A 21,129-nucleotide genomic window follows, 5' to 3' on the forward strand; every position below is an offset into this window, starting at 1 on the left:
ATGAGCTGATACCTTTAGGCAGTCCGGCGCGGCACACGCAACGCCGGCCTCGGATTCATTGGGAAACGCTACAGCGCGCATCACACGCGCCGCAGCGCCGGCTTCGCGAATCCTTTAGCGCAGCCGCACGAGCGTGGACTTCAGCTCGGTGTATTTTTCCAAAGCATGCAGCGACTTGTCGCGGCCATTGCCCGATTGCTTGTAGCCGCCGAACGGGAAGTTCATGTCACCGCCTTCGTCATAGCAATTGACCCACACCGTGCCGGCCCGAAGTTGACGCGACACCTCGTGCGCGGTGGTCAGGTTCGAGGTCCAGACCGCGGCGGCGAGACCATATTCGCTATCGTTAGCGATCCTGATTGCCTCCTCCACCGTGTCGAATGTGATCACCGACAGCACGGGTCCGAAGATTTCCTCACGCGCCACCTTCGCGCCGGAAGCCGGAATCTCGAAGATGGTCGGCTCGATATAAAAGCCGCCGGTTTCCTCTTTGACGCGCGCGCCGCCGAGCAGCAGCTTCGCCTCAGCGCGGCCTGCCTCGATATAGCCAAGCACGCGTTCGAGCTGAACCTTGTCGACGATCGCACCCATCGACGTGTTCGGATCGAGCGGATTGCCCGGCGTATAGCTGCGCGCCGCGGCGATCAACTTGTCGAGGAATACGTCCTTGATGTCGCGATGCACGAGCAGGCGCGAACCTGCGGTACACATTTCCCCCATGTTGTAGAAGATCGCACCCGCTGCCGCGTTGGCCGCGCGGTCCATATCCGGGCAATCCGTCATCACGATGTTCGGCGACTTGCCGCCGAGTTCGAGCCACACGCGTTTCAGATTCGATTGCCCGGCGTACTGCATGATCAGCTTGCCGACGTTGGTCGAGCCGGTGAAGGCGAGGCAGTCCACGTCGTGATGCAGCGCCAGCAGCTTGCCCGGCTCGCCCGCGCCCGGCACGACGTTGAACACGCCGGCGGGAATGCCGGCGTCGAGTGCGAGTTGCGCGAGGCGGATCGCGGTGAGCGGCGACTTCTCCGACGGCTTGAGCACCACGCTATTGCCCGCCGCCAACGCTGGGCCGAATTTCCAGGACGCCATCAGGATCGGGAAATTCCACGGCACCACCGCGGCCACCACGCCGATCGGCTCGCGCGTGACGAGGACGACCAGATGATGATCGGCCGGCGCGACTTCGCCGCCGATTTTATCGATGGCTTCAGCGAACCATTCGACACAATACGCTGCGCCCGGCACGTCGACGCTGGTGGTGTCGGCGATCGGCTTGCCGGCGTCGAGCGTTTCGAGCAGCGCGAGTTCGTCCATGTGCTCGCGAATCGACGCGGCCCAGCGCAGCAGCACCGCCTTGCGTCGACGCGGGTTGAGGCCCGACCATACGCCGGAGTCGAACGCGCGGCGCGCGGCCGCAACGGCGGCATCGACGTCGGTCGAGCCGCTGTCGGCGACTTTGGCGAGCAGCTTGCCGTCGATCGGACTCAGGCAGTCGAACGTGCGACCGCTTTCGGCGTCACGGTATTCGCCGTCGATAAACGCGCGGCCTTCGATCGATAGCGTAGCGGTCTTGTCTTGCCAGAAAGCGAGAGTTTTCTTGTCCATCAGGATGCCTCAATGTTATGCGCTCGACGCAAACCTGCACCGACCTCATGCGGCACCGAACTGCGGCAGTGAGTTGAGTCGAGGCGCGTTGGCGCGGAGTCTTTAGAAAGTGGGCGGCGAATTGGCCGACACGATCTCGCAGAGATGCTCCGCGCTGGGATTGCGAAAACGGTGCGGAAGACGGCTTTCGAAGTAGTAGCTGTCACCGGGGTCGAGCAGCCACGTGGTGCCGTCCACCGTGAGTTCGATCTGACCGCTGACCACCACCCCGCCCTCGTGCCCTTCGTGCTCCAGCATTTCCGGCCCCGTGTCCGACAACGGCTGATAGACCTCGCGCAGAATTCCCATGTTGCGATCTTTCACGCTCGAACCCGCGAGATAGAACTCGATCGACTCATTGCCGAGGTTTGGCATGTCGGCACGGCGCGACACCACCGAACGTTCTACTTCCACTTCGAAGGTGAAGAATTCGGCGAGACTCATGGGTATGCATTCGAGCAGCTTCTTCAGCGAGCCGACCGAGGGGCTCACGCGATTCTGTTCGATCAACGAGATCGTGCCGTTCGTCACTCCCGCCCGTTTCGCCAGTTCACGCTGGGACAAGCCGTTCTTCTTGCGGATGTATTGCAGACGGGTCGCTACTTCTATGGACATCGTTAGGTTCTCTGACATTGAAGACGATCGGGGCGCCAAGTGATCAGATGAATGAAACACAAGACTCGGGCAACGCGCTGCTCGCGAGTGTTGAATATTCTAATCACTTTGGTCGTTGCGCCTTTGGGGAAAACCCTGAAAGGATTCCGAAATATGAATAGCGCAAATGAATGGCGCAATGAACGTTCCCATCGGCGGCGATTCTAGCCGCACCCTCGGGAAAGCCCTGATAAATGTTTTCTCAAAAAGGGTTTGACGGCTTTATTGGCTCGTATATGCTGGTTCCCAGGCGATCGTCATACCGACGTCATGAGACACCGAACGGTGTTTCGCGGCGCAGCGAATTCGGTTCGCATCGGTGCAAGGCGATCATCCCAGCGTCCTGTTTCTTTAAACGCCCCGTGCGGGTTTCGAGCAGGCCGTTCAATACTTTCAACGTCGCCAGTCGAGTGTAATCGTGAGAGTCCGAGGCCCTTTGGTGAGATGGAATCGTAGTCAGGCGAGTTGTCCTCGCGCTGACGGCGCCATCGCCGACGGCAGCAGCGGCAGCCTTGCGTTCCGCCGCTTTCTGTCCGTCTTCACGATCCTGTCCCGCCGTTCAGTTCGACGTCACAACTCTATCTCCGCGCGCGCCTTCATTGCCGTGCGTACGGACGAAGTCGCCTCGCTGCTGCCGTAGCGCCTCCCCCTTTTCGCCGTTCGATTCATCCGTTTGCGTGAGCGCGCTCTTTCGAGCCGCGCGTTTGTGCATGTGCGGTGCCGTCTGCCGCCTGTGCATTTCACACTTGCCGGATCAGTTGCGCACCGCAGCGGATCGAATCGAACGGCCCATCTGACTGTCACGCGCGGCGCGTTTTCCTGACGACGACCGCCTGCACTATCCAGTGGCCTTGCGCCTTGCGCACGGCTGCGGAATCGTGCCGCGCTGTGTTTAACTTTCTTCATGCCGCGTCCCGCGGGGAACACACACGTCTATTCGTTATGCGAAAGAAGCCCCTGGTCGGCATCAGCGCCGACAGAACGATGATGGGAGTCCACCCGTCGCACGTGGTCGGCGAGAAATACATCGCCGCGATCGTAGACGGTTCACAGGCGCTGGCCATGCTGCTGCCCGCGCTCGGCGAGCGTCAGTCCGTTGAAGACGTGCTGGCGACAGTCGACGGCCTGCTGTTTACAGGCAGCTACTCGAACGTGGAGCCGCACCGCTACGGCGGCCTCGCCAGCATGCCGGGCACGCTGCACGACGCCGCTCGCGATGCGACGACGCTGCCGCTAATGCGCGCGGCAATCGCCGCCGGCGTGCCGGTGCTGGCCGTCTGCCGGGGCTTCCAGGAAATGAACGTGGTTTTCGGTGGGACGTTGCATCAAAGCGTTCACGCGGTGGACGGTCTGAACGACCATCGCGAGAACAAGGAAGACGACCTCGACGTGCAATACGCACCGTCGCATTCGATCACGCTGACGCAGGGCGGCTTGTTGCAGCGCCTCGCGGGTGGCACGAATGAAGCGCGTGTGAATTCATTGCACGGTCAGGGCGTCGAGCGGCTGGGCGTGGGCCTCACGGCCGAAGCCACCGCGCCGGATGGCCTGATCGAAGCGGTGAGCGTGAACGATGCGCGCGCCTTCGCGCTGGGTGTGCAGTGGCACCCGGAGTGGAAGCATGCCGGCGACGCACTGTCCACCGCGATCTTTCGGGCATTCGGCGACGCCTGCCGCGATCGAATGCGCACCAAGGCCGGCTATGGCGCGGCATCCGCCGCTGCCACGCAAGCCTGAGCCGGTCGCGCACCAAAACAGAGAGAATAGACATGCATGACATCGACGATTTTCTGAAGAAGAACCGTGTCACCGAAATCGAAGCGATCATTCCGGATATGGCCGGGATCGCGCGCGGCAAGATCATTCCGCGCAGCAAGTTCGAATCCGGCGAGTCCATGCGCTTGCCGCAGGCGGTGATGATCCAGACCGTCACAGGAGACTATCCGGAAGACGGCACGCTCACCGGCGTGACCGACCCGGACATGGTGTGCGTGCCCGACGCCAGCACCATCCGCATGATTCCGTGGGCCGTCGATCCGACCGCTCAGGTGATTCACGATTGCGTTCACTTCGACGGCACGCCCGTCGCGATCTCGCCGCGCCGTGTGCTGCGCCGCGTGCTTGAACTCTATAAGGCCAAAGGCTGGAAGCCGGTTATCGCGCCCGAACTCGAGTTCTATCTGGTCGATATGAACAAGGATCCCGACCTTCCGCTGCAGCCGCCCATCGGCCGCACGGGCCGTCCGGAAACCGGCCGTCAGGCTTACTCGATCGAAGCGGTCAACGAATTCGATCCGCTCTTCGAAGATATCTACGAGTACTGCGAGGTGCAGGAACTCGAAGTCGACACGCTGATTCACGAAGTCGGCGCCGCGCAGATGGAAATCAACTTCATGCACGGCGATCCGCTCAAGCTCGCCGACAGCGTGTTTCTCTTCAAGCGCACGGTGCGCGAAGCCGCGCTGCGCCACAAGATGTACGCGACCTTCATGGCCAAGCCGATGGAAGGCGAACCGGGCTCGGCCATGCACATGCATCAAAGCCTCGTGGATGAAGAAACCGGTCACAACCTGTTCACCGGCCCGGACGGCAAACCCACTTCTTTGTTTACGGGTTATATCGCCGGTTTGCAGAAGTACACGCCCGCATTAATGCCGATCTTCGCGCCGTACATCAACTCGTATCGTCGCCTGTCGCGTTTCATGGCCGCGCCGATCAATGTGGCGTGGGGTTACGACAATCGCACGGTGGGCTTCCGGATTCCGCATTCGGGGCCGGCTGCACGCCGCATCGAAAACCGTATTCCGGGCGTGGACTGCAATCCGTATCTCGCGATTGCCGCGACACTCGCCGCCGGCTATCTAGGCATGACGCAGAAGCTCGAAGCCACCGAGCCGCTGCTGAGCGACGGTTACGAATTGCCGTACCAGTTGCCGCGCAATCTCGAAGAGGGTTTGACGTTGATGGGCGCATGCGAGCCGATCGCCGAAGTGCTCGGCGAGAAATTCGTCAAAGCCTACCTCGCCCTGAAAGAGACCGAATACGAAGCGTTCTTCCGCGTGATCAGTTCGTGGGAACGCCGGCATTTGCTGCTGCACGTGTAAGGCAAACGCAAAAAATTGGAGGCAGTATGAGCTACAGAACAGAAGAAGTCGCTTACGTGCAACCGGCCCAGCCGGCCGCAAGCGCACAGGCAGCACAAGCTACGCAACAACGCAGCACCGCCGAATATCGCGCGCTCGACGCCGCTCACCACATCCATCCGTTTTCGGATATGGGCTCGCTCAACCGCAGCGGCAGCCGCGTGATCGTGAAGGCGCAAGGCGTGTATCTGTGGGATTCGGAAGGCAACAAGGTAATCGACGGCATGGCCGGCCTATGGTGCGTGAACGTCGGTTATGGCCGCAAGGAACTGGCCGATGCCGCGTACAGGCAGATGCAGGAACTGCCCTACTACAACACTTTCTTCAAGACGACGCACCCGCCCGTAATCGAACTGTCGGCCTTGCTCGCGGAGCTGGCGCCGGAACCGTTCAATCACTTCTTCTACTGCAACAGCGGTTCGGAAGGCAATGACACGGTGCTGCGTATCGTCCATCAATATTGGGCGACGCGAGGCAAGCAGGCGAAGAAGTTCGTGATCTCGCGCAAGAACGGCTATCACGGTTCGACGATCGCAGGCGGCACGCTCGGCGGCATGGGCTACATGCATGAACAGATGCCCTCGAAAGTCGAGAACATCGTGCATATCGACCAGCCGTATTTCTTCGGCGAAGCGGAAGGCGACCTGACGCCGAAAGAATTCGCGCTGGCCCGTGCGCAGCAACTGGAAGCGAAGATTCTCGAAATCGGCGCGGACAACGTTGCCGCGTTCATCGGTGAGCCTTTCCAGGGAGCAGGCGGCGTGATCTTCCCGGCTTCGACGTATTGGCCGGAAATCCAACGCATTTGCTGCAAGTACGACATTCTGCTCGTTGCCGATGAAGTGATCGGCGGTTTCGGCCGCACCGGCGAATGGTTCGCGCATCAGCACTTCGGTTTCGAGCCGGATCTGATCACGCTGGCCAAGGGTCTGACGAGCGGCTACGTGCCGATGGGCGCGGTCGGTCTGCATGACCGCGTGGCGAAGGCGATCATCGAAAACGGCGACTTCAATCACGGTCTCACGTATTCGGGCCACCCGGTTGCCGCCGCCGTTGCCGTCGCCAACCTCAAGTTGCTGCGCGACGAGAAGATCGTCGATCGCGTGAAGAACGACACCGGTCCGTATTTCCAGAAACAGTTGCGCGAGACCTTCGCCAATCACCCGATCGTCGGCGAAATCTCCGGTGCGGGTCTGGTGGCCGGCCTGCAACTCGCGCAAGAGCCGAAAGCGCGCAAGCGTTTCGCCAATGGTGGCGACGTGGGCACGATCTGCCGCGACTTCTGCTTCAACGGCAACCTCATCATGCGCGCCACCGGCGACCGCATGCTGCTGTCGCCGCCGCTCGTGATCAATAAGCTGGAAATCGACGAAATCGTTTCGAAGGCGAAAAAAGCCATCGATGCGACAGCACAACAACTCGGCATTTCGTAACGGCAGTCCGCTCCGGCATGAGCACACCCACCACTTACGCTCATGCCGGTTCTTCACATCAAGGGAAAAAACCATGAGCGTTAGTCATCTTCGTCATGCGGTCGCGGGGGCCGTGCTTCTCGCCTTCACCGGTTTTGCGGCGCTGTCGGTGACGCCGGCCCTTGCGGCCGACACGGAACTGAATGTGTATAACTGGTCGGACTACATCGCGAAGGACACGATTCCGAACTTCGAGAAGCAGGACGGCATCAAGGTCAAATACGACAACTACGATAGCGACGACACCTTGCAGGCCAAGCTGCTCGCCGGCAGTTCGGGTTACGACATCGTGGTGCCCACTTCGAACTACATGGCCAAGCAGATTCAGGCCGGCGTATACCAGAAGCTCGACAAATCGAAGCTGCCGAACCTCGCGAATCTCGACCCCGTATTGATGAAGATGATTGCCGACGCCGACCCGGGCAACCAGTACGGTGTGCCTTGGGCATACGGTACGGACGGCATCGGTTATAACGTGCAGGCCGTACAGAAAGCGCTCGGCGCCAATGCACCGGTGGACAGCTGGGCACTGATTTTCGATCCGGCCAATCTCTCCAAGCTGAAAAGCTGCGGCGTGTCCATCCTCGATCAGGCCGTCGACGTCTTCGCCGCCACGCTGCAATACATGCACAAGGATCCGAACAGCACGAACCCCGCCGACTATCAGGCCGCATTCGAAGTGTTGAAAAAGATCCGCCCGTATATCACCCAATTCAATTCGTCCGGCTATATCAACGACCTCGCCAATAACGACGTGTGCGTGGTCCTGGGCTGGTCGGGCGACGTCGGCATTGCCAGCCGCCGCACCGAAGAAGCCAAGCGCTCGTATCAGATCAAGTTCTCGAACGTGAAGGAAGGCGGCCTCTTGTGGTTCGACGTGATGGTGATCCCGAAAGACGCGCCGCATCCGGAAGCCGCGTTGAAATGGATCAACTACATCTCGGACCCGAAGGTCAACGCCGCGATCACCAACGAAGTGTTCTACCCGACCGCGAACAAGGCCGCGCGCCAGTTCGTGACGCCTGCTGTCGCACAGGACAAGACCGTTTATCCGGGCGATGAAGTGTTGAGCAAAATGACGCTGATGAAGCCGATGCCGACCGACATTCTCCGCCTTGAAAACCGTCTTTGGGCACAGCTTAAAACCGGTCATTAACCTGGCCACATTAATTAATCGATCCCGCGCTCAGGGATCGCTTGAACCCTGAGCGCATGGATAGCCGTAACGGTAGTCAGCCTGCGCGTTTGCTTTAGCAGTCCCACCCGCGCGCAGTCCCATGTTTTCCGATCGCAGCGCACGTTGCGAGACGCTTCCCGCGCCTCGTATGGAGACACTTGCGCCCGCGATCCGCAAGGAATGGTTACATCATGAACTCGACGACCTCAAAAAGCGCAGCCGGCGCCACCCAGATGGCCCGCCCCGCGGTGACGACAAAATCGAAATCGGACGAATTCGTTCGGATTGAAAATGTCGTGAAGAAATTCGGCGACAGCACGGCTGTCGACAACGTCAACCTGAGCATCGCCAAGAACGAGTTGTTCGCGCTGCTCGGCAGTTCCGGCTGCGGCAAGTCCACGCTCCTGCGCATGCTCGCGGGGCTCGAGACGGTGACCTCCGGGCGCATTTTCGTCGACGGCGAAGATCTCGCCGCGATGCCGCCGTACAAGCGGCCGGTCAACATGATGTTCCAGTCGTATGCGTTGTTTCCGCACATGAGCGTGGAGGCGAACATCGCTTTCGGCCTGAAGCAGGAAGGCACGCCGAAGAACGAGATCAAGGAACGCGTCGCCGATGCGCTACATCTCGTGCAGATGAGCAAATACGCGCAGCGCAAGCCGCATCAACTGTCAGGCGGCCAGCAGCAGCGTGTGGCGCTCGCCCGCTCGCTCGTGAAGCGCCCCAAGCTGCTGCTGCTCGACGAGCCGATGTCGGCGCTCGATAAAAAGATCCGCCAGAAGACCCAGCTCGAACTGGTGAACATCATCGAGAAGGTCGATGTGACCTGCGTGATGGTTACACACGATCAGGAAGAAGCAATGACGATGGCCGGGCGCCTCGCCGTGATGAGCGAAGGCCGCATCGTGCAGATCGGTTCACCGAGCCAGGTGTACGAGTTTCCGAATAGCCGCTTTTCCGCCGAGTTCATCGGCTCGACCAATCTGTTCGAAGGTACGGTGGTCGCGGATGAACCGGACCATATCTTTGTGGAAAGCGAAGAACTCGAATCGCGCATTTACGTGAGCCATGGGATTACCGGACCGCTTGGTATGCCGGTGGGCATCTCGGTGCGTCCTGAGCGCATCAAGGTCTCGCTCGACAAACCTAGCACGCCGCACAACTGGGCGCGCGGCGTGGTCTCCGATGTGGCCTACATGGGCAGCTATTCGCTCTATCACGTGCGCCTGCCGAGCGGCAAGACCGTCGTGTCGAATCTCTCCAGCTCGCATCTGATGGCCGAAGGTGCGCCTTCCTATAACGACGACGTGTTCGTCTACTGGTCGCCGGCTAGCGGCGTGGTGCTGACGCAATGAGCAATCCCACTACTTCCTCCCCCGCGGCGCTCGGCGCGCCGTCCGGCAGCCGCCTGTTCGGCTCGCTGAAAAAACGCCTGTCGATGTTCGTGCCGTCGGGCCGCTCGACCGTGATCGGTGTGCCGTTCCTCTGGCTCACGGTGTTCTTCGCGTTGCCGTTCGTGCTGGTGCTGAAGATCAGTTTCGCCGATCTGCGTCTGGGCATTCCGCCGTACACGGATCTCGTCACGGTCAAGGACGGCATGGTGCATTTCGCCATGCAGCTCAGCCACTATGCGTTTCTGCTGCAGGACGATCTCTACGTCGCCACGTATATCAGCTCGCTGAAGATGGCCGCGGTCTCAACTTTCTTCTGCCTGCTGATCGGCTATCCGATCGCGTACTACATCGCCCGTTCGGAACCGACTAAACGCAACCTGCTGATGATGGGCGTCATGCTGCCGTTCTGGACGTCATTCCTGATCCGCGTCTACGCATGGATCGGCATTCTGAAAGACGACGGTCTGCTCAATCACACGCTGATGGCGATCGGCATGATTCATTCGCCGTTGCGCCTCTACCACACGGATATTGGCGTCTATATCGGCATGGTCTATTCGTACCTGCCCTTCATGGTGATGCCGCTGTATGCGCACCTCGTGAAGATGGATCTGACGCTGCTCGAAGCGGCATACGACCTCGGTTGCAAACCGTGGACCGCTTTCACGCGCATTACGTTGCCGCTGTCTAAGAACGGCATTATCGCCGGCAGTCTGCTCGTGTTCATTCCGGCGGTCGGCGAATACGTGATTCCGGAACTGCTCGGCGGCGCCGACACGCTAATGATCGGCCGCGTGATGTGGGATGAATTCTTCAACGACATGGACTGGCCGATGGCATCCGCCGTCACCGTCGCAATGGTGCTACTGCTGCTCGTGCCGATGGCGGTGTTCCAGTACTACCAGGTCAAGGAACTGGAGGGCGCGAAATGATCAAGCCTAATAAGACGCTTTCCAATAGCGTGCTGACGTTCGGATTTCTGTTTCTCTACATTCCGATCATCAGCCTGATCGTGTATTCGTTCAACGAGTCGAAGCTCGTCACGGTGTGGTCCGGCTTTTCGCTCAAATGGTATGGCGCGCTGTTGCAGGACGGCGAGTTGCTGAACGCGGCGTGGCTCTCGCTGAAGATCGGTCTGCTGACCGCGTGCGCCTCGGTCGTGATCGGCACGTGGGCCGGCTTCGTGCTCGCGCGCTTTGGGCGCTTTCGCGGCTTCACGCTGTTCGCCGGCATGATCAACGCGCCGCTCGTGATTCCTGAAGTGATTCAGGGCATCTCGCTGCTGCTGCTGTTCGTCGCGCTTGAACAGATGCTCGGCTGGCCGAAGGGCCGCGGCCTCTTCACGATCTGGATCGGCCACGTGATGCTGTGCGTGTCGTACGTGGCGATCATCGTGCAATCGCGTGTCAAAGAGCTCAACAAGTCGCTCGAAGAAGCCGCGCTCGACCTCGGCGCCACGCCCTTCAAGGTGTTTTTCCTGATCACCCTGCCGCTGATCTCGCAGGCGCTGATGTCGGGCTGGCTGCTGTCGTTCACGCTGTCTTTCGACGACCTCGTGCTCTCCGCATTCCTGTCCGGTCCCGGTTCGACCACGCTGCCGCTCGTGGTGTTCTCGCGGGTACGTCTCGGCCTGAATCCGGAAATGAACGCGCTCGCCACGATCTTCATCACCACGGTGACGATCGGCGTGATTGCCGTGAACCGCTGGATGCAATTGCGCGAACGCAAGCGCAATCGCGACATGCAGATGGCTTTCGCCCTCGCCGAAGCCGCCGACCCCTTGCCCGTCGCACCACAACAAGCCGCCGTACGAAAGTCGCTCGATACGGCACGCGCATAAGAAGTCCATTCGCAATACGACCAATAAGGAGAATTTGAATGAGAAAGAAGCTCATCTGTCTGTTGGTGGCGGGGAGTCTGCCTGGCATGGCCATGGCGGATGCCACCAGCGACCAGATCAAGGCGCTCCAGGCCCAACTCAATGCACTGCAAAAGGAGGTCAAGCAGTTGCGGGCTGAAGTCGCCACCAAGCCGAAGGCAGCCACCGCGGCGACGGCCGCGACAGCGGCCCCTGCCCCGGCGGTGGTGGCCGCGCCGGTGGATGTCTCGTCGCCTGATTACGGCAAGGCTCAGGCGACGCTGACCAACGACGACGTGACGGCGATGAAGCAACAGATCGCCAATCAGCAGTTGAAGGTCGATTCGCTCGAAGACGCGGCGCAGACCGGGCCGATCGCCGGTTTGTCGGTGACGGGTTATATCGACCCGACGTACCTGTATAACCGTGCACAGAGCAGCTCGTCGTTCCTGTTCGCGAACCACGAAAGCAGCTACAACTACTTCAACAGCACGTTCGGCGATCTGTACCTCGATATCAAGAAGACCTTCGGTGTCGGCCCGATGGCGCCGTCGGCGGAAATCACGTTGATGCCGAACCGCGGCAACGGCATTACGCTGCTGCAAAACTCGCACGGCGATATCGGCAACAACATCCTGAACACGGCCGTGGTGAATGTGCCGTTGACGGCGACCACGACACTTGTGGCCGGTTTGATTCCGAGCTTCGGCGGCTATGAAGTGCAGCAGTCGAATCAGATGCTCACGCTGACGCACAACCTGCTGTATGACTTCTCGGATCCGGGCAGCTACATCGGGATCGGCGCGAACTACACGGTCGGCAACTGGGCGTGGAAGTTCTTCGTCGGCAACGAGCAGTACCGCACGTTCGGCGCAGTCACGCAGACGGGCACGAACGCGCTGGGCGATCCGATCACGACCAGCAACAAGATTCCGACGTTCACGGCTCGCACCGATTACACGTGGTCGAGCGCACTCGATCTTGGCGCGTCGATCAACATCGGCCGTCAGACCTTGCCTAGCTCGATCGACGCAAACGGCACGGTCAGCTACGGCGTAGGCGGCCAGGCGCCGAGCTCGGGCGGCACGTTCTTCTTCACCGAAGCGGACCTGACCTACACGCTCGCCGACGTGCAGTACAACGCCGAGCTCGACTACGGCCAGCAGCAAAACGCCGCGTACAACGGCGGCCAGGCTCAATGGTACGGCCTGTCGCTGCTCGCGCACCGCAAGTTCAATCTGCCGGTGGTGGGCCGCATGGGCGCGACGGTACGTTATGACCTGCTGGTCGACAGCAAGAACGGCGGCGGCGGCGGTGGCATCGCGTTGAACGGCAACGGCATGGACACGGCGAACGGCTTCGGTATCGGCGCGGACTGTCTCGCCAATTCGCAGGCGAACGGTGGCCTTGGCTTCGAATGCAAGGGCGCGACCCGCCAGGATGTTTCGCTCGATCTGCTGTTCTATCCGACCCAGCAGATCACGGTCAAGGTGGAATACCGCCACGACTGGGCCAACAAGCAGGTGTTCCTGAAGAACGACGGTTCGTATGGCAAGTCCAACGACCTGCTCGCAACCCAGTTCATCTACTCGTTCTAATCTGTTCTGCCGGTGCGTGGCCTTGTTGTCGAAAAGGCCACGCGCACAGGCTCTTTCCGCATGCTCTGCCTATGCTCCGATTCTCGAACCAGCCTCACGTCGCCTCGTACTACGCCGCCACTGCCAACGACAGCACCCGCCATCCCACGCTCGACGAAACCATCAGCGTCGACGTGTGCGTGATCGGCGCGGGACTGACCGGCATTTCCACGGCGCTCAATCTTGCCGAACGCGGCCATTCGGTCGCGGTGCTCGAAGCATCGAAAGTCGGCTGGGCGGCGAGCGGCCGCAACGGCGGCCAGTTGATCGGCGGCTTCGCGTGCGATATCGATACGTTCGCGAAGTACCTGCCCGCGGACGACGTGAAGCGTGTTTGGGACATGGGGATCGAAACCCTCGATATCGTCAAGGAACGCGTTGCGAAGCATCAGATCGATTGCGATCTGACCATGGGCTACCTGACTGCGGCGAATAAGCCGCGCGATACCGACGCGCTGCAAAAATGGCGTGACGAAGCGCAACGGCGCTTTGGCTACGACCGCTTCAGTTATGTCGATGCCGACGGCGTCGGCAACTATGTTCAATCGCAACGCTACCTGGGCGGCCTGTTCGACGCGGACAGCGGCCATCTGCATCCGTTGAATTACACGTTGGGGCTGGCGCGCGCGGCGCGCGAAGCCGGCGTGCAAATTTTCGAGGACAGTTGCGTCACGGCCTTGCGTGAACAAAACGGCCGACATGTGGCTGAAACGGCACGCGGACGAGTGCAGGCACGCTTCGTCGTGCTCGCCTGCAATACTTATCTGGGTCAGCTCGCCCCGGACGTCGCGAACAAGATCATGCCGGTCGGCACCTACGTGATCGCCACCGAACCGCTCGACCCCGATCGCGCCGAAGCGTTGATGCCCGCGAAAGCCGCTGTGTGCGACAGCCGCTTCGTGCTCGACTACTTTAGGCCCGCGCCCGATCATCGCCTGCTGTGGGGCGGCAAAGTAAGTTACTCGAAGCTCGCGCCGCGCAACCTCGGCGAAGCGATGCGCCGCGATATGCTGAAGACCTTCCCACAACTCGACGATGTCAAAATCGACTATGCGTGGGGCGGTTTCGTCGACATCACCATGAACCGCGCGCCGCATTTCGGCCGCCTCTCGCCGACCGTGTATTTCGCGCAAGGCTTCTCGGGGCACGGCGTGAATACCACCGGTCTCGCGGGCAAACTGATCGCCGAAGCGATCGACGGCCAGGCGTCGCGCTTCGATCTGTTCGGCAAGATTCGTCACCGCGACTTTCCCGGCGGCGCTACACTGCGCACCCCTGCCCTCGTACTCGCGATGGCCTGGTATCGAATGAAGGACCTGCTTTGATGAATGCTGCGACTCCCGGCTTCAACACACCTCACACGCTTAATACGCTCGACCGCCGCGCCGATGCGCTGATCGCCAACTCCTACTATGAAGCGAGCGCCACCCGCCCGCTCACCGACGATCCCGCGCTCGACGGCTCGCTCGAAGCCGACGTATGCGTGATCGGCGCGGGCTTCTCCGGTTTGTCGGTGGCGCTGGAGTGCCGGGCGCGCGGCTTGTCGGTGGTCGTGCTCGATGCGCATCGGCCCGGCTGGGGCGCGTCGGGCCGCAACGGCGGGCAGACGCTGGTGGGTTTCGCGAAGGACGAGGTCATGGAACGCCAGCTCGGTCTCGACGGCGCGCGGGCCGCATGGGCGATGTCGGTGGAAGGTGTCTCGTTAGTGCGCGAGCGTATCGAACGTTACGGCATCGACTGCGATTTCACGTCCGGCTATCTGACCGTCGCCACCAAACCGAAACGCGTGCCCGATTTGCGTTCGTGGATGGAAGCGGCTTCGCAACGCTGGGGCTATTCGAAACTCTCGTGGCTCGATACCGACGCGGTCCGTTCGCGCGTCGCTTCGAAGCGCTATCTGGCCGGCGTCTACGATCCGGTTTCCGGCCATCTGCATCCGCTCAAGTACTGTCTCGGTCTCGCCGATGCGGCACGCCGTGAGGGCGCGCAGCTATTCGCGCATTCGCCGGTGATCGAGGTCGTGCGGGGTGCACGGCCTGTCGTGCGTACCGCTCGTGGCGAAGTGCGCTGCCGTTTCGTCGCGGCATGCGGCAATGCCACGATCGGCGACGTGCTGCCCGCGCCGGTGGCCGCGCGTATCGCGCCGATCGCGTCGTATATCGTCGCCACGGAGCCGCTCGGCAAAGAGCGCGCGGATGCGCTGATCAAAGGACGCGAGGCGATTTGCGACAACAACTTCTTCCTCGACTATTTCCGGTTGTCGGCGGACCATCGCGTGCTGTTCGGCGGGCGGGCTAGCTCGACCGGTGCTTCACCGGCGCAGCTCGGCGAAGAGATTCGCCAGCGCATGATCGGCGTGTTCCCGCAACTCGGCGACGTGAAAATCGACTATGCGTGGGGCGGTTTTGTCGACGTGACGCGCAATCGCGCACCCGATTTTGGATCGATCGATCCGAATTACTTTTACGTGCAGGGGTTTTCGGGGCACGGTGTGGCGCTGACCGGTATTGCCGGGCGCGTGGTGGCCCAAGCAATGGCCGGTGAGACGAAAGATTTCGATCTGTTCGCGCAATTGCGGCATGCGCGCTTTCCGGGCGGCCCTGCGTTGCGCGGCCCGGCGCTGGAACTGGGGATGATGTATCACCGGATTCTGGAGTTGTTCTAGGCATGGCCGGCACGCGGCGCAGCGCTTACGTTGCGCCGACAACCGCGACGACACTCGTCCTCCATATCGCGCCGGCAGCGCTGCTATAACACCGGAATGAGGCGCGGCGCAATCCGGTCGCCCTTGCCGGCTACTTTACTATTGGTGACCCTCCACAGCATACTGTCAAACTTATTCGTATGCCGCTTTTGAGGAGGCGCCGATGACCACTCAACTCACTCGCGAATTCGCGTCAAAATTCGCCAACCTGGCGCTTGCCCATCTCACGCGCGAATACCCGAACAAGCTGACGCATTCGCTCGCCGGGCCGCAAGATGTGCAAGGCCCCCGCGCGCTGCATCCGATTTTTTACGGCAGCTACGACTGGCATTCGTGCGTGCACGGCTACTGGTTGATTCTGCATCTACTCGATCGTTTCCCCGATCTGCCTGAAGCGGCGCGCATCGTCGCAGTGGTCGACGAGCATTTCACCGCGGCTAACGTGGCCGGTGAAGTGGCGTATCTCGAACTGCCGCACAACCGTGGCTTCGAGCGTCCGTATGGCTGGGCCTGGCTGCTCGCGCTCAGCGCACAACTCAGTTCGCTGAAGCTCACGGAAGCCGTGCGCTGGTCGAAAACCTTTGCGCCGCTTACCGAACTGTTTGTCGAGCGCTTCGAGGACTTTCTGCCGAAGGCCACCTACCCGTTGCGCGTGGGCACGCACTTCAACATGGCCTTCGCGTTGGCGCTGACGCTGGATTTTGCGCGGCAAACATCGCGTGATTCGCTGGAAGCACTGGTCGTGAATACGGCGGAACGCTGGTTTGTGAACGACGTTGCGTGTCAGGCATGGGAGCCTGCCGGCGACGAATTCCTCTCGCCTTTGCTCATGGAAGCCGAGCTCATGCGCCGCATACTGCCGCCCGCGCAATTCGTCGACTGGTTCGGCCGCTTTCTGCCGGATCTCGGCTCGAAAAAGCCCGCTACGCTGTTCGAGCCTGTCACCGTCACGGATCGTACCGACGGCAAGATCGCGCATCTGGACGGCCTGAATCTCAGCCGCGCATGGTGCCAGCGTTCACTCGCGCGCGCCCTGCCCGCAGGCGATATTCGCCGGACGGTTCTATTCGACGCGGCCGAGCGGCACCTGCAAACCGCACTGCCGCACGTGGCCGGCGACTATATGGGCGAGCACTGGCTAGGCACATTCGCCACGCTTGCATTGGAAGCTTGAATTAAGGCCTGATTCGAGACTTCGAATCGAACTCGACCGGCGGCACGGTCAACTGAAAATACAAAAGCGGCGCCGCACGCGCGAAACGGTTTCTCATACCAACCGTTTCACGCTGCGAGCGCCGCTTTTCCACTATTGCGTCAACGCAGAGCCGCTTCTTGCGGCTCGACCGGCGACGCTGCGCCGGCCTCCCGCAATTACTGCCCCGTCAGCTTTTTAGGCTTCGGCGGCGCCTGAACCTTGTTGTACTGGAACTCGGGCGTTGCCTTCAAGGCATCTTTGGTGGCGCCCGCCAGATAGAAATTCCCCTCGCGAATATCCAGCGCTGCGATAGGCACCGCCACGTCGTGCGATGCCACGCCCAGGAAACCGCCCGCGGAGACGATGGCTGCGGACAGCGAGCCGTCCGGCGCGATCACCAGATCGCGGACCGTGCCGATTTTCGCGTTCTGGTCGTTGTAGACCGACTTGCCGAGAATGCTCTTCTTCACACTCCAGCCGCTCAGCAGCGCATTCGACTGCTCGACTGTGACGCTCAGCGGTTGCGTGCCGGCGACTTGCGCCTGTGCACCAAGGCTGGTTGCAGCTACCGCGACGACAACAACAAGTTTGCCCACCGTCATATCGCTTACTCCCTTTTTAGTAGACTTGACCGGCGCATGGCCCGCGCCGTATGGAATCGCTGCACCCCGATCATACAGACTGCGCGGCGCGGTTGCATCCAGCGTGCCGCAAGGTCGCACGCGCACACCTCGCCGCGCCGACGCCGCAGCGTTCGGGGATGACGTCACGGCCCGAAGCGCATGGCGGTAAAATCGCGCAAGGCGATCACGCCGGTTTTCGAGGTGGCAGTTTGACTGAGCTTGAACAGGGTTTCATCTTGACCCGGCATTGGCGGGACACGCCCGCCGGCACCGAAGTCGATTTCTGGCTGGCCACGGACAGCGGGCCCCGGCACGTGCGCTTACGCCCTCAGCCTTCGGTGGCGTTCATTCCCGCCGAACATCGCGAGCGCACGGAAACGATCCTGCGCCGCGAAGCGCCGCTCGATCTGCGAGTGCTCGATCTGTGCGACTTTCAGCATCGGCCGGTCATGGGGCTTTACTGCCCGCAGTACCGGCAATTGACCGGCTTCGAGAAACGTCTGAAGCAAGGCGACGTCGACGTCTACGAAGCCGATATCTTTCCGCCCGAGCGCTACATGATGGAGCGCTTCATCACGGCGCCCGTGTGGTTCAGCGGCGACGCGCAGAGCGCCGGAAAGAGCGGTCCGCTCGTGAACAGCGAACTCAAGCCGGCCGCCGGCTATCGCCCGCCCTTGAAGCTCGTGTCGCTCGATATCGAAACGAGCGCTCACGCCGAGTTGTATTCGATCGCGCTGGAAGGATGCGGCCAGCGTCAGGTGTATATGCTGGGGCCGCCGAACGGCGACGCGGGCACGCTCGACTTCGAGCTCGAATACTGCGAAACCTGCGCGCAGTTGCTGGAGAAACTGAACGCGTGGCTCGAACGGTACGATCCCGATGCGATCATCGGCTGGAATCTGGTGCAGTTCGATCTGCGCGTGCTGCAACAGCATGCCGAACAATATCGCGTACCGCTGCGGCTCGGCCGTGGCGGTGCGGTGATGGAATGGCGCGAGCACGGGCTCAAGCAGAACCACTTCTTCGCCGGCGCCGCGGGACGGTTGATTATCGACGGCATCGAGGCGCTGCGCTCGGCGACCTGGAGTTTCCCTTCGTTCAGTCTCGAACATGTCTCGCGCACCGTGCTGGGCGAAGGCAAGGCGATTGACAATCCGTATCAACGCATGGACGAAATCCAGCGCCGCTTCGACGAGGACAAGCCCGCGCTCGCGCGCTACAACCTCAAAGACTGCGAGCTGGTCACGCGCATCTTCGCTAAAACAGAGTTACTGCCGTTCCTGCTGGAACGCGCGAGCGTAACCGGTTTGCCGGCGGATCGCAGCGGCGGATCGGTGGCGGCGTTCACGCATCTGTATATGCCGCGCATGCATCGGCAAGGCTATGTCGCGCCCAATCTCGGCGACGTGGCCGGCGCCGCGAGCCCCGGCGGTTTCGTGATGGATTCGCGCCCCGGTCTCTACGACTCCGTGCTAGTGCTCGATTACAAGAGTCTGTATCCGTCGATTATCCGCACGTTTCTGATCGACCCTGTCGGTCTTGTCGAAGGCATGCTGAATCCCGCCGACGATCAATCGGTTCCGGGCTTTCTCGGCGCGCGCTTTTCACGCACGCGCCATTGTTTGCCGTCGATCGTCGGGCAAGTGTGGCAAGGCCGCGAAACGGCCAAACGCGAGAACAACAAGCCGCTTTCGCAGGCATTGAAGATCATCATGAACGCCTTTTACGGCGTATTGGGATCGACCGGCTGCCGCTTCTTCGATCCGCGTCTCGCGTCGTCGATCACCATGCGCGGCCACGAAATCATGCATGCCACGCGCGAACTGATTCAAGCCGAAGGCTACGAAGTCATTTACGGCGACACGGATTCGACCTTCGTGTGGCTAAACCATGCGCACAGCGAGGCAGACGCGAGCCGCATCGGCCGCGCGCTGGTCGAACATATCAACGCGTGGTGGCGGCAGAATCTGCAGGAGAGATTCGGGCTCGACAGCGCGCTCGAACTGCAATTCGAGCGGCACTATCGGCGCTTCTTCATGCCGACGATTCGCGGCGCCGAAGAAGGCAGCAAGAAACGCTACGCCGGCCTCACAGTGCTGCCGGACGGCAGCGAAGACATCGTCTATAAGGGACTCGAAACGGTACGCACCGACTGGACGCCGCTCGCGCAGCAGTTTCAGCAGGAACTGTATCGGCGCATCTTCACGCAGCAACCGTATCAGGATTACGTGCGCGACTATGTGCGCGACACGCTCGACGGCAAGCTCGACGATCAGCTCGTGTATCGCAAACGGCTGCGCCGGCCGCTCGAAGAATACGAGCGCAACGTGCCGCCGCATGTGCGCGCGGCGCGTGTGGCGGACGAGTTCAACCGGCGGCAAGGGCGCCCGCTGCAATACCAGAACGGCGGCTGGATCAGCTATGTGATGACGGTTGCGGGACCCGAGCCGCTGGAAACGCTGCGCTCGGCAATCGACTACGAACATTATCTGACGCGTCAGTTGCGGCCCGTCGCCGACGCCATCCTGCCGCTCCTGCGCGACGATTTCACGACCTTGGTGTCAGGGCAGAAGCAGTTGTTCTGACGCAGTGTTAGCATCGGGCGTATCGACGACGCACTGCAAAGGCCACGCATGAACGAGTCGCATCCAATCGCGGCAGACGAGTTGAAAACCCACGCGCCAACCGCCGCGAACCGCGTGTTTTCGGACGGTGCGCTCAGTCTCGGACTCACGCTGCCGATGCTGCGCGCCGGCACGATCGTGGCCGATTTCGACGAGCAGCTGGCGCTCGCGCGTCTGGCCGACGAACGCGGCTTTCGCGCGCTCTGGATCCGCGACGTCCCGCTGAACAGCGCGGACTACCCGGACCCTGTCGGCCATCTCGACCCGTGGGTATTCCTTGGTGCGCTCGCTGCGAACACGCGGCGTATCGCGCTTGTGAGCGGCGCCATCGTGCTCACGCTGCGTCACCCGCTGCATATTGCCAAGGCGGCGCTGTCCGTCGATACGCTCAGCCACGGACGCTTTATTCTGGGTCTGGGTTCAGGCGACCGTCCGCCGGAATATGCCGCATTCGGGCGCGACGCGGACGAGCGGCGCGAGTTGTATCGCAGTCACTGGGAGACGGTTGCCGCCGCGCTCGGCGCACCGTCGCGCGTGATTCCCGATCGCACGCCCGAAGGTGCGCCTACCTTTCAGCTGCTGCCCGCGCATTCGCGCGCGGTTCCGCTGCTTGCGGTGGGTTCGGGCGGTCAGAGCGTCGACTGGATCGCGCGCCATTCGCTGGGGTGGATGACGTACCATCGCGAGCCGGACGCGCAACGCGCCCGCTACAGCATGTGGCGCGCCGCCGTCGAACGCGCGGCGCCCGAAGCGTTTCGCGCGTTCGGCGTCGCGATGCGGCTCGAACTCAGCAGCGATCCGCATGAGCCGGCTCAGGCCGTGACGCTCGGCTACCGGACCGGCCGGCTCGCGTTGATCGACATACTCAAAGCGTTGCGCGCGGACGGGACGCACCATGTGACGTTCAATCTGTCGTCGGAGCGTCCCGTCGCTGAGATCGTCAACGAACTCGCCGATGAGGTGTTGCCGCAGTTTCATCAGGAGACGTAGAAGCGCGCTGC

At 61.5% G+C, this 21,129-nt stretch carries 17 protein-coding genes; 14 read left to right on the plus strand and 3 right to left on the minus strand.

Annotated features, from left to right (window positions below; all coding sequences use genetic code 11):
• Positions 1-114: 114 nt before the first annotated feature.
• Positions 115-1,608, minus strand: a complete 1,494-nt coding sequence (locus tag B0G71_RS26615; RefSeq protein ID WP_116145486.1) for an aldehyde dehydrogenase — start codon at positions 1,606-1,608, stop codon at positions 115-117.
• Between the two features lie 102 nt (positions 1,609-1,710).
• Complete coding sequence (locus tag B0G71_RS26620) at positions 1,711-2,262, minus strand: cupin domain-containing protein (RefSeq protein ID WP_106277429.1); 552 nt, start codon at positions 2,260-2,262, stop codon at positions 1,711-1,713.
• A 457-nt stretch (positions 2,263-2,719) separates the two neighbouring features.
• On the opposite strand from B0G71_RS26620, the gene B0G71_RS42110 reads away from it, so the two are divergent.
• The 12 genes from B0G71_RS42110 (at position 2,720) to B0G71_RS26680 (ending at position 16,860) form a co-directional block, all read left to right on the plus strand.
• Positions 2,720-2,941: a hypothetical protein gene (locus B0G71_RS42110; RefSeq protein WP_370577238.1), complete on the plus strand. Its 222-nt coding sequence runs from the start codon at positions 2,720-2,722 to the stop codon at positions 2,939-2,941.
• A gap of 302 nt (positions 2,942-3,243) precedes the next feature.
• Complete coding sequence (locus B0G71_RS26630; RefSeq protein ID WP_116145488.1) at positions 3,244-4,038, plus strand: gamma-glutamyl-gamma-aminobutyrate hydrolase family protein; 795 nt, start codon at positions 3,244-3,246, stop codon at positions 4,036-4,038.
• 32 nt (positions 4,039-4,070) lie between these two features.
• Positions 4,071-5,405 (plus strand): glutamine synthetase family protein, encoded by a 1,335-nt coding sequence (locus tag B0G71_RS26635; protein WP_106277425.1) that lies wholly within the window; start codon positions 4,071-4,073, stop codon positions 5,403-5,405.
• Between the two features lie 26 nt (positions 5,406-5,431).
• A complete protein-coding gene (locus tag B0G71_RS26640; protein ID WP_116145490.1) occupies positions 5,432-6,877 on the plus strand; it encodes an aspartate aminotransferase family protein in 1,446 nt (481 codons plus the stop codon).
• A 73-nt stretch (positions 6,878-6,950) separates the two neighbouring features.
• The gene (locus tag B0G71_RS26645; RefSeq protein ID WP_116145492.1) at positions 6,951-8,072 is read left to right on the plus strand and encodes a polyamine ABC transporter substrate-binding protein; all 1,122 of its coding nucleotides are present in this window, start codon (positions 6,951-6,953) and stop codon (positions 8,070-8,072) included.
• Positions 8,073-8,284: 212 nt separating this feature from the next.
• On the plus strand, positions 8,285-9,448 hold the full coding sequence (locus B0G71_RS26650; RefSeq protein ID WP_116145494.1) for an ABC transporter ATP-binding protein: 1,164 nt from the start codon (positions 8,285-8,287) through the stop codon (positions 9,446-9,448).
• A complete protein-coding gene (locus tag B0G71_RS26655; protein WP_116123599.1) occupies positions 9,445-10,419 on the plus strand; it encodes an ABC transporter permease subunit in 975 nt (324 codons plus the stop codon). The genes B0G71_RS26650 and B0G71_RS26655 overlap by 4 nt, the downstream gene beginning before the upstream one ends.
• Positions 10,416-11,327: an ABC transporter permease subunit gene (locus B0G71_RS26660; RefSeq protein WP_116145496.1), complete on the plus strand. Its 912-nt coding sequence runs from the start codon at positions 10,416-10,418 to the stop codon at positions 11,325-11,327. Before B0G71_RS26655 ends, B0G71_RS26660 begins: the two co-directional genes overlap by 4 nt.
• A gap of 38 nt (positions 11,328-11,365) precedes the next feature.
• The gene (locus B0G71_RS26665; protein WP_116145498.1) at positions 11,366-12,943 is read left to right on the plus strand and encodes a DUF3138 family protein; all 1,578 of its coding nucleotides are present in this window, start codon (positions 11,366-11,368) and stop codon (positions 12,941-12,943) included.
• 71 nt (positions 12,944-13,014) lie between these two features.
• On the plus strand, positions 13,015-14,307 hold the full coding sequence (locus B0G71_RS26670) for an FAD-binding oxidoreductase (protein WP_116145500.1): 1,293 nt from the start codon (positions 13,015-13,017) through the stop codon (positions 14,305-14,307).
• Positions 14,307-15,647, plus strand: coding sequence for an FAD-binding oxidoreductase (locus B0G71_RS26675; RefSeq protein ID WP_116145502.1), 1,341 nt, complete (start codon positions 14,307-14,309; stop codon positions 15,645-15,647). The genes B0G71_RS26670 and B0G71_RS26675 overlap by 1 nt, the downstream gene beginning before the upstream one ends.
• A gap of 202 nt (positions 15,648-15,849) precedes the next feature.
• Positions 15,850-16,860, plus strand: coding sequence for a DUF2891 domain-containing protein (locus B0G71_RS26680; protein ID WP_116145504.1), 1,011 nt, complete (start codon positions 15,850-15,852; stop codon positions 16,858-16,860).
• Between the two features lie 197 nt (positions 16,861-17,057).
• Here the strand turns inward: B0G71_RS26680 and B0G71_RS26685 are convergent, their stop codons facing one another.
• Positions 17,058-17,483: a PRC-barrel domain-containing protein gene (locus tag B0G71_RS26685; RefSeq protein ID WP_116145506.1), complete on the minus strand. Its 426-nt coding sequence runs from the start codon at positions 17,481-17,483 to the stop codon at positions 17,058-17,060.
• 230 nt (positions 17,484-17,713) lie between these two features.
• On the opposite strand from B0G71_RS26685, the gene B0G71_RS26690 reads away from it, so the two are divergent.
• Together B0G71_RS26690 and B0G71_RS26695 are read left to right on the plus strand one after the other, a co-directional pair.
• Positions 17,714-20,089 carry a DNA polymerase II gene (locus tag B0G71_RS26690; protein WP_116148909.1) on the plus strand — a complete coding sequence of 792 codons (2,376 nt, stop codon included), beginning with the start codon at positions 17,714-17,716 and terminating at the stop codon, positions 20,087-20,089.
• Positions 20,090-20,137: 48 nt separating this feature from the next.
• Complete coding sequence (locus B0G71_RS26695; RefSeq protein WP_116145508.1) at positions 20,138-21,118, plus strand: LLM class oxidoreductase; 981 nt, start codon at positions 20,138-20,140, stop codon at positions 21,116-21,118.
• The last annotated feature ends 11 nt before the right edge of the window (positions 21,119-21,129 follow it).

The sequence above is a fragment of the Paraburkholderia sp. BL27I4N3 genome, assembly GCF_003386115.1.
Lineage (GTDB): Bacteria > Pseudomonadota > Gammaproteobacteria > Burkholderiales > Burkholderiaceae > Paraburkholderia.

What these genes read in the sequence shown, in the direction of transcription:
- B0G71_RS26615 (WP_116145486.1), bottom strand. Translation starts at nt 1,608, where the DNA reads ATGGACAAGAAAACTCTCGCTTTCTGGCAAGACAAGACCGCTACGCTA.
- B0G71_RS26620 (WP_106277429.1), bottom strand. Translation starts at nt 2,262, where the DNA reads ATGTCCATAGAAGTAGCGACCCGTCTGCAATACATCCGCAAGAAGAAC.
- B0G71_RS26630 (WP_116145488.1), top strand. Translation starts at nt 3,244, where the DNA reads ATGCGAAAGAAGCCCCTGGTCGGCATCAGCGCCGACAGAACGATGATG.
- B0G71_RS26635 (WP_106277425.1), top strand. Translation starts at nt 4,071, where the DNA reads ATGCATGACATCGACGATTTTCTGAAGAAGAACCGTGTCACCGAAATC.
- B0G71_RS26640 (WP_116145490.1), top strand. Translation starts at nt 5,432, where the DNA reads ATGAGCTACAGAACAGAAGAAGTCGCTTACGTGCAACCGGCCCAGCCG.
- B0G71_RS26645 (WP_116145492.1), top strand. Translation starts at nt 6,951, where the DNA reads ATGAGCGTTAGTCATCTTCGTCATGCGGTCGCGGGGGCCGTGCTTCTC.
- B0G71_RS26650 (WP_116145494.1), top strand. Translation starts at nt 8,285, where the DNA reads ATGAACTCGACGACCTCAAAAAGCGCAGCCGGCGCCACCCAGATGGCC.
- B0G71_RS26655 (WP_116123599.1), top strand. Translation starts at nt 9,445, where the DNA reads ATGAGCAATCCCACTACTTCCTCCCCCGCGGCGCTCGGCGCGCCGTCC.
- B0G71_RS26660 (WP_116145496.1), top strand. Translation starts at nt 10,416, where the DNA reads ATGATCAAGCCTAATAAGACGCTTTCCAATAGCGTGCTGACGTTCGGA.
- B0G71_RS26665 (WP_116145498.1), top strand. Translation starts at nt 11,366, where the DNA reads ATGAGAAAGAAGCTCATCTGTCTGTTGGTGGCGGGGAGTCTGCCTGGC.
- B0G71_RS26670 (WP_116145500.1), top strand. Translation starts at nt 13,015, where the DNA reads ATGCTCCGATTCTCGAACCAGCCTCACGTCGCCTCGTACTACGCCGCC.
- B0G71_RS26675 (WP_116145502.1), top strand. Translation starts at nt 14,307, where the DNA reads ATGAATGCTGCGACTCCCGGCTTCAACACACCTCACACGCTTAATACG.
- B0G71_RS26680 (WP_116145504.1), top strand. Translation starts at nt 15,850, where the DNA reads ATGACCACTCAACTCACTCGCGAATTCGCGTCAAAATTCGCCAACCTG.
- B0G71_RS26685 (WP_116145506.1), bottom strand. Translation starts at nt 17,483, where the DNA reads ATGACGGTGGGCAAACTTGTTGTTGTCGTCGCGGTAGCTGCAACCAGC.
- B0G71_RS26695 (WP_116145508.1), top strand. Translation starts at nt 20,138, where the DNA reads ATGAACGAGTCGCATCCAATCGCGGCAGACGAGTTGAAAACCCACGCG.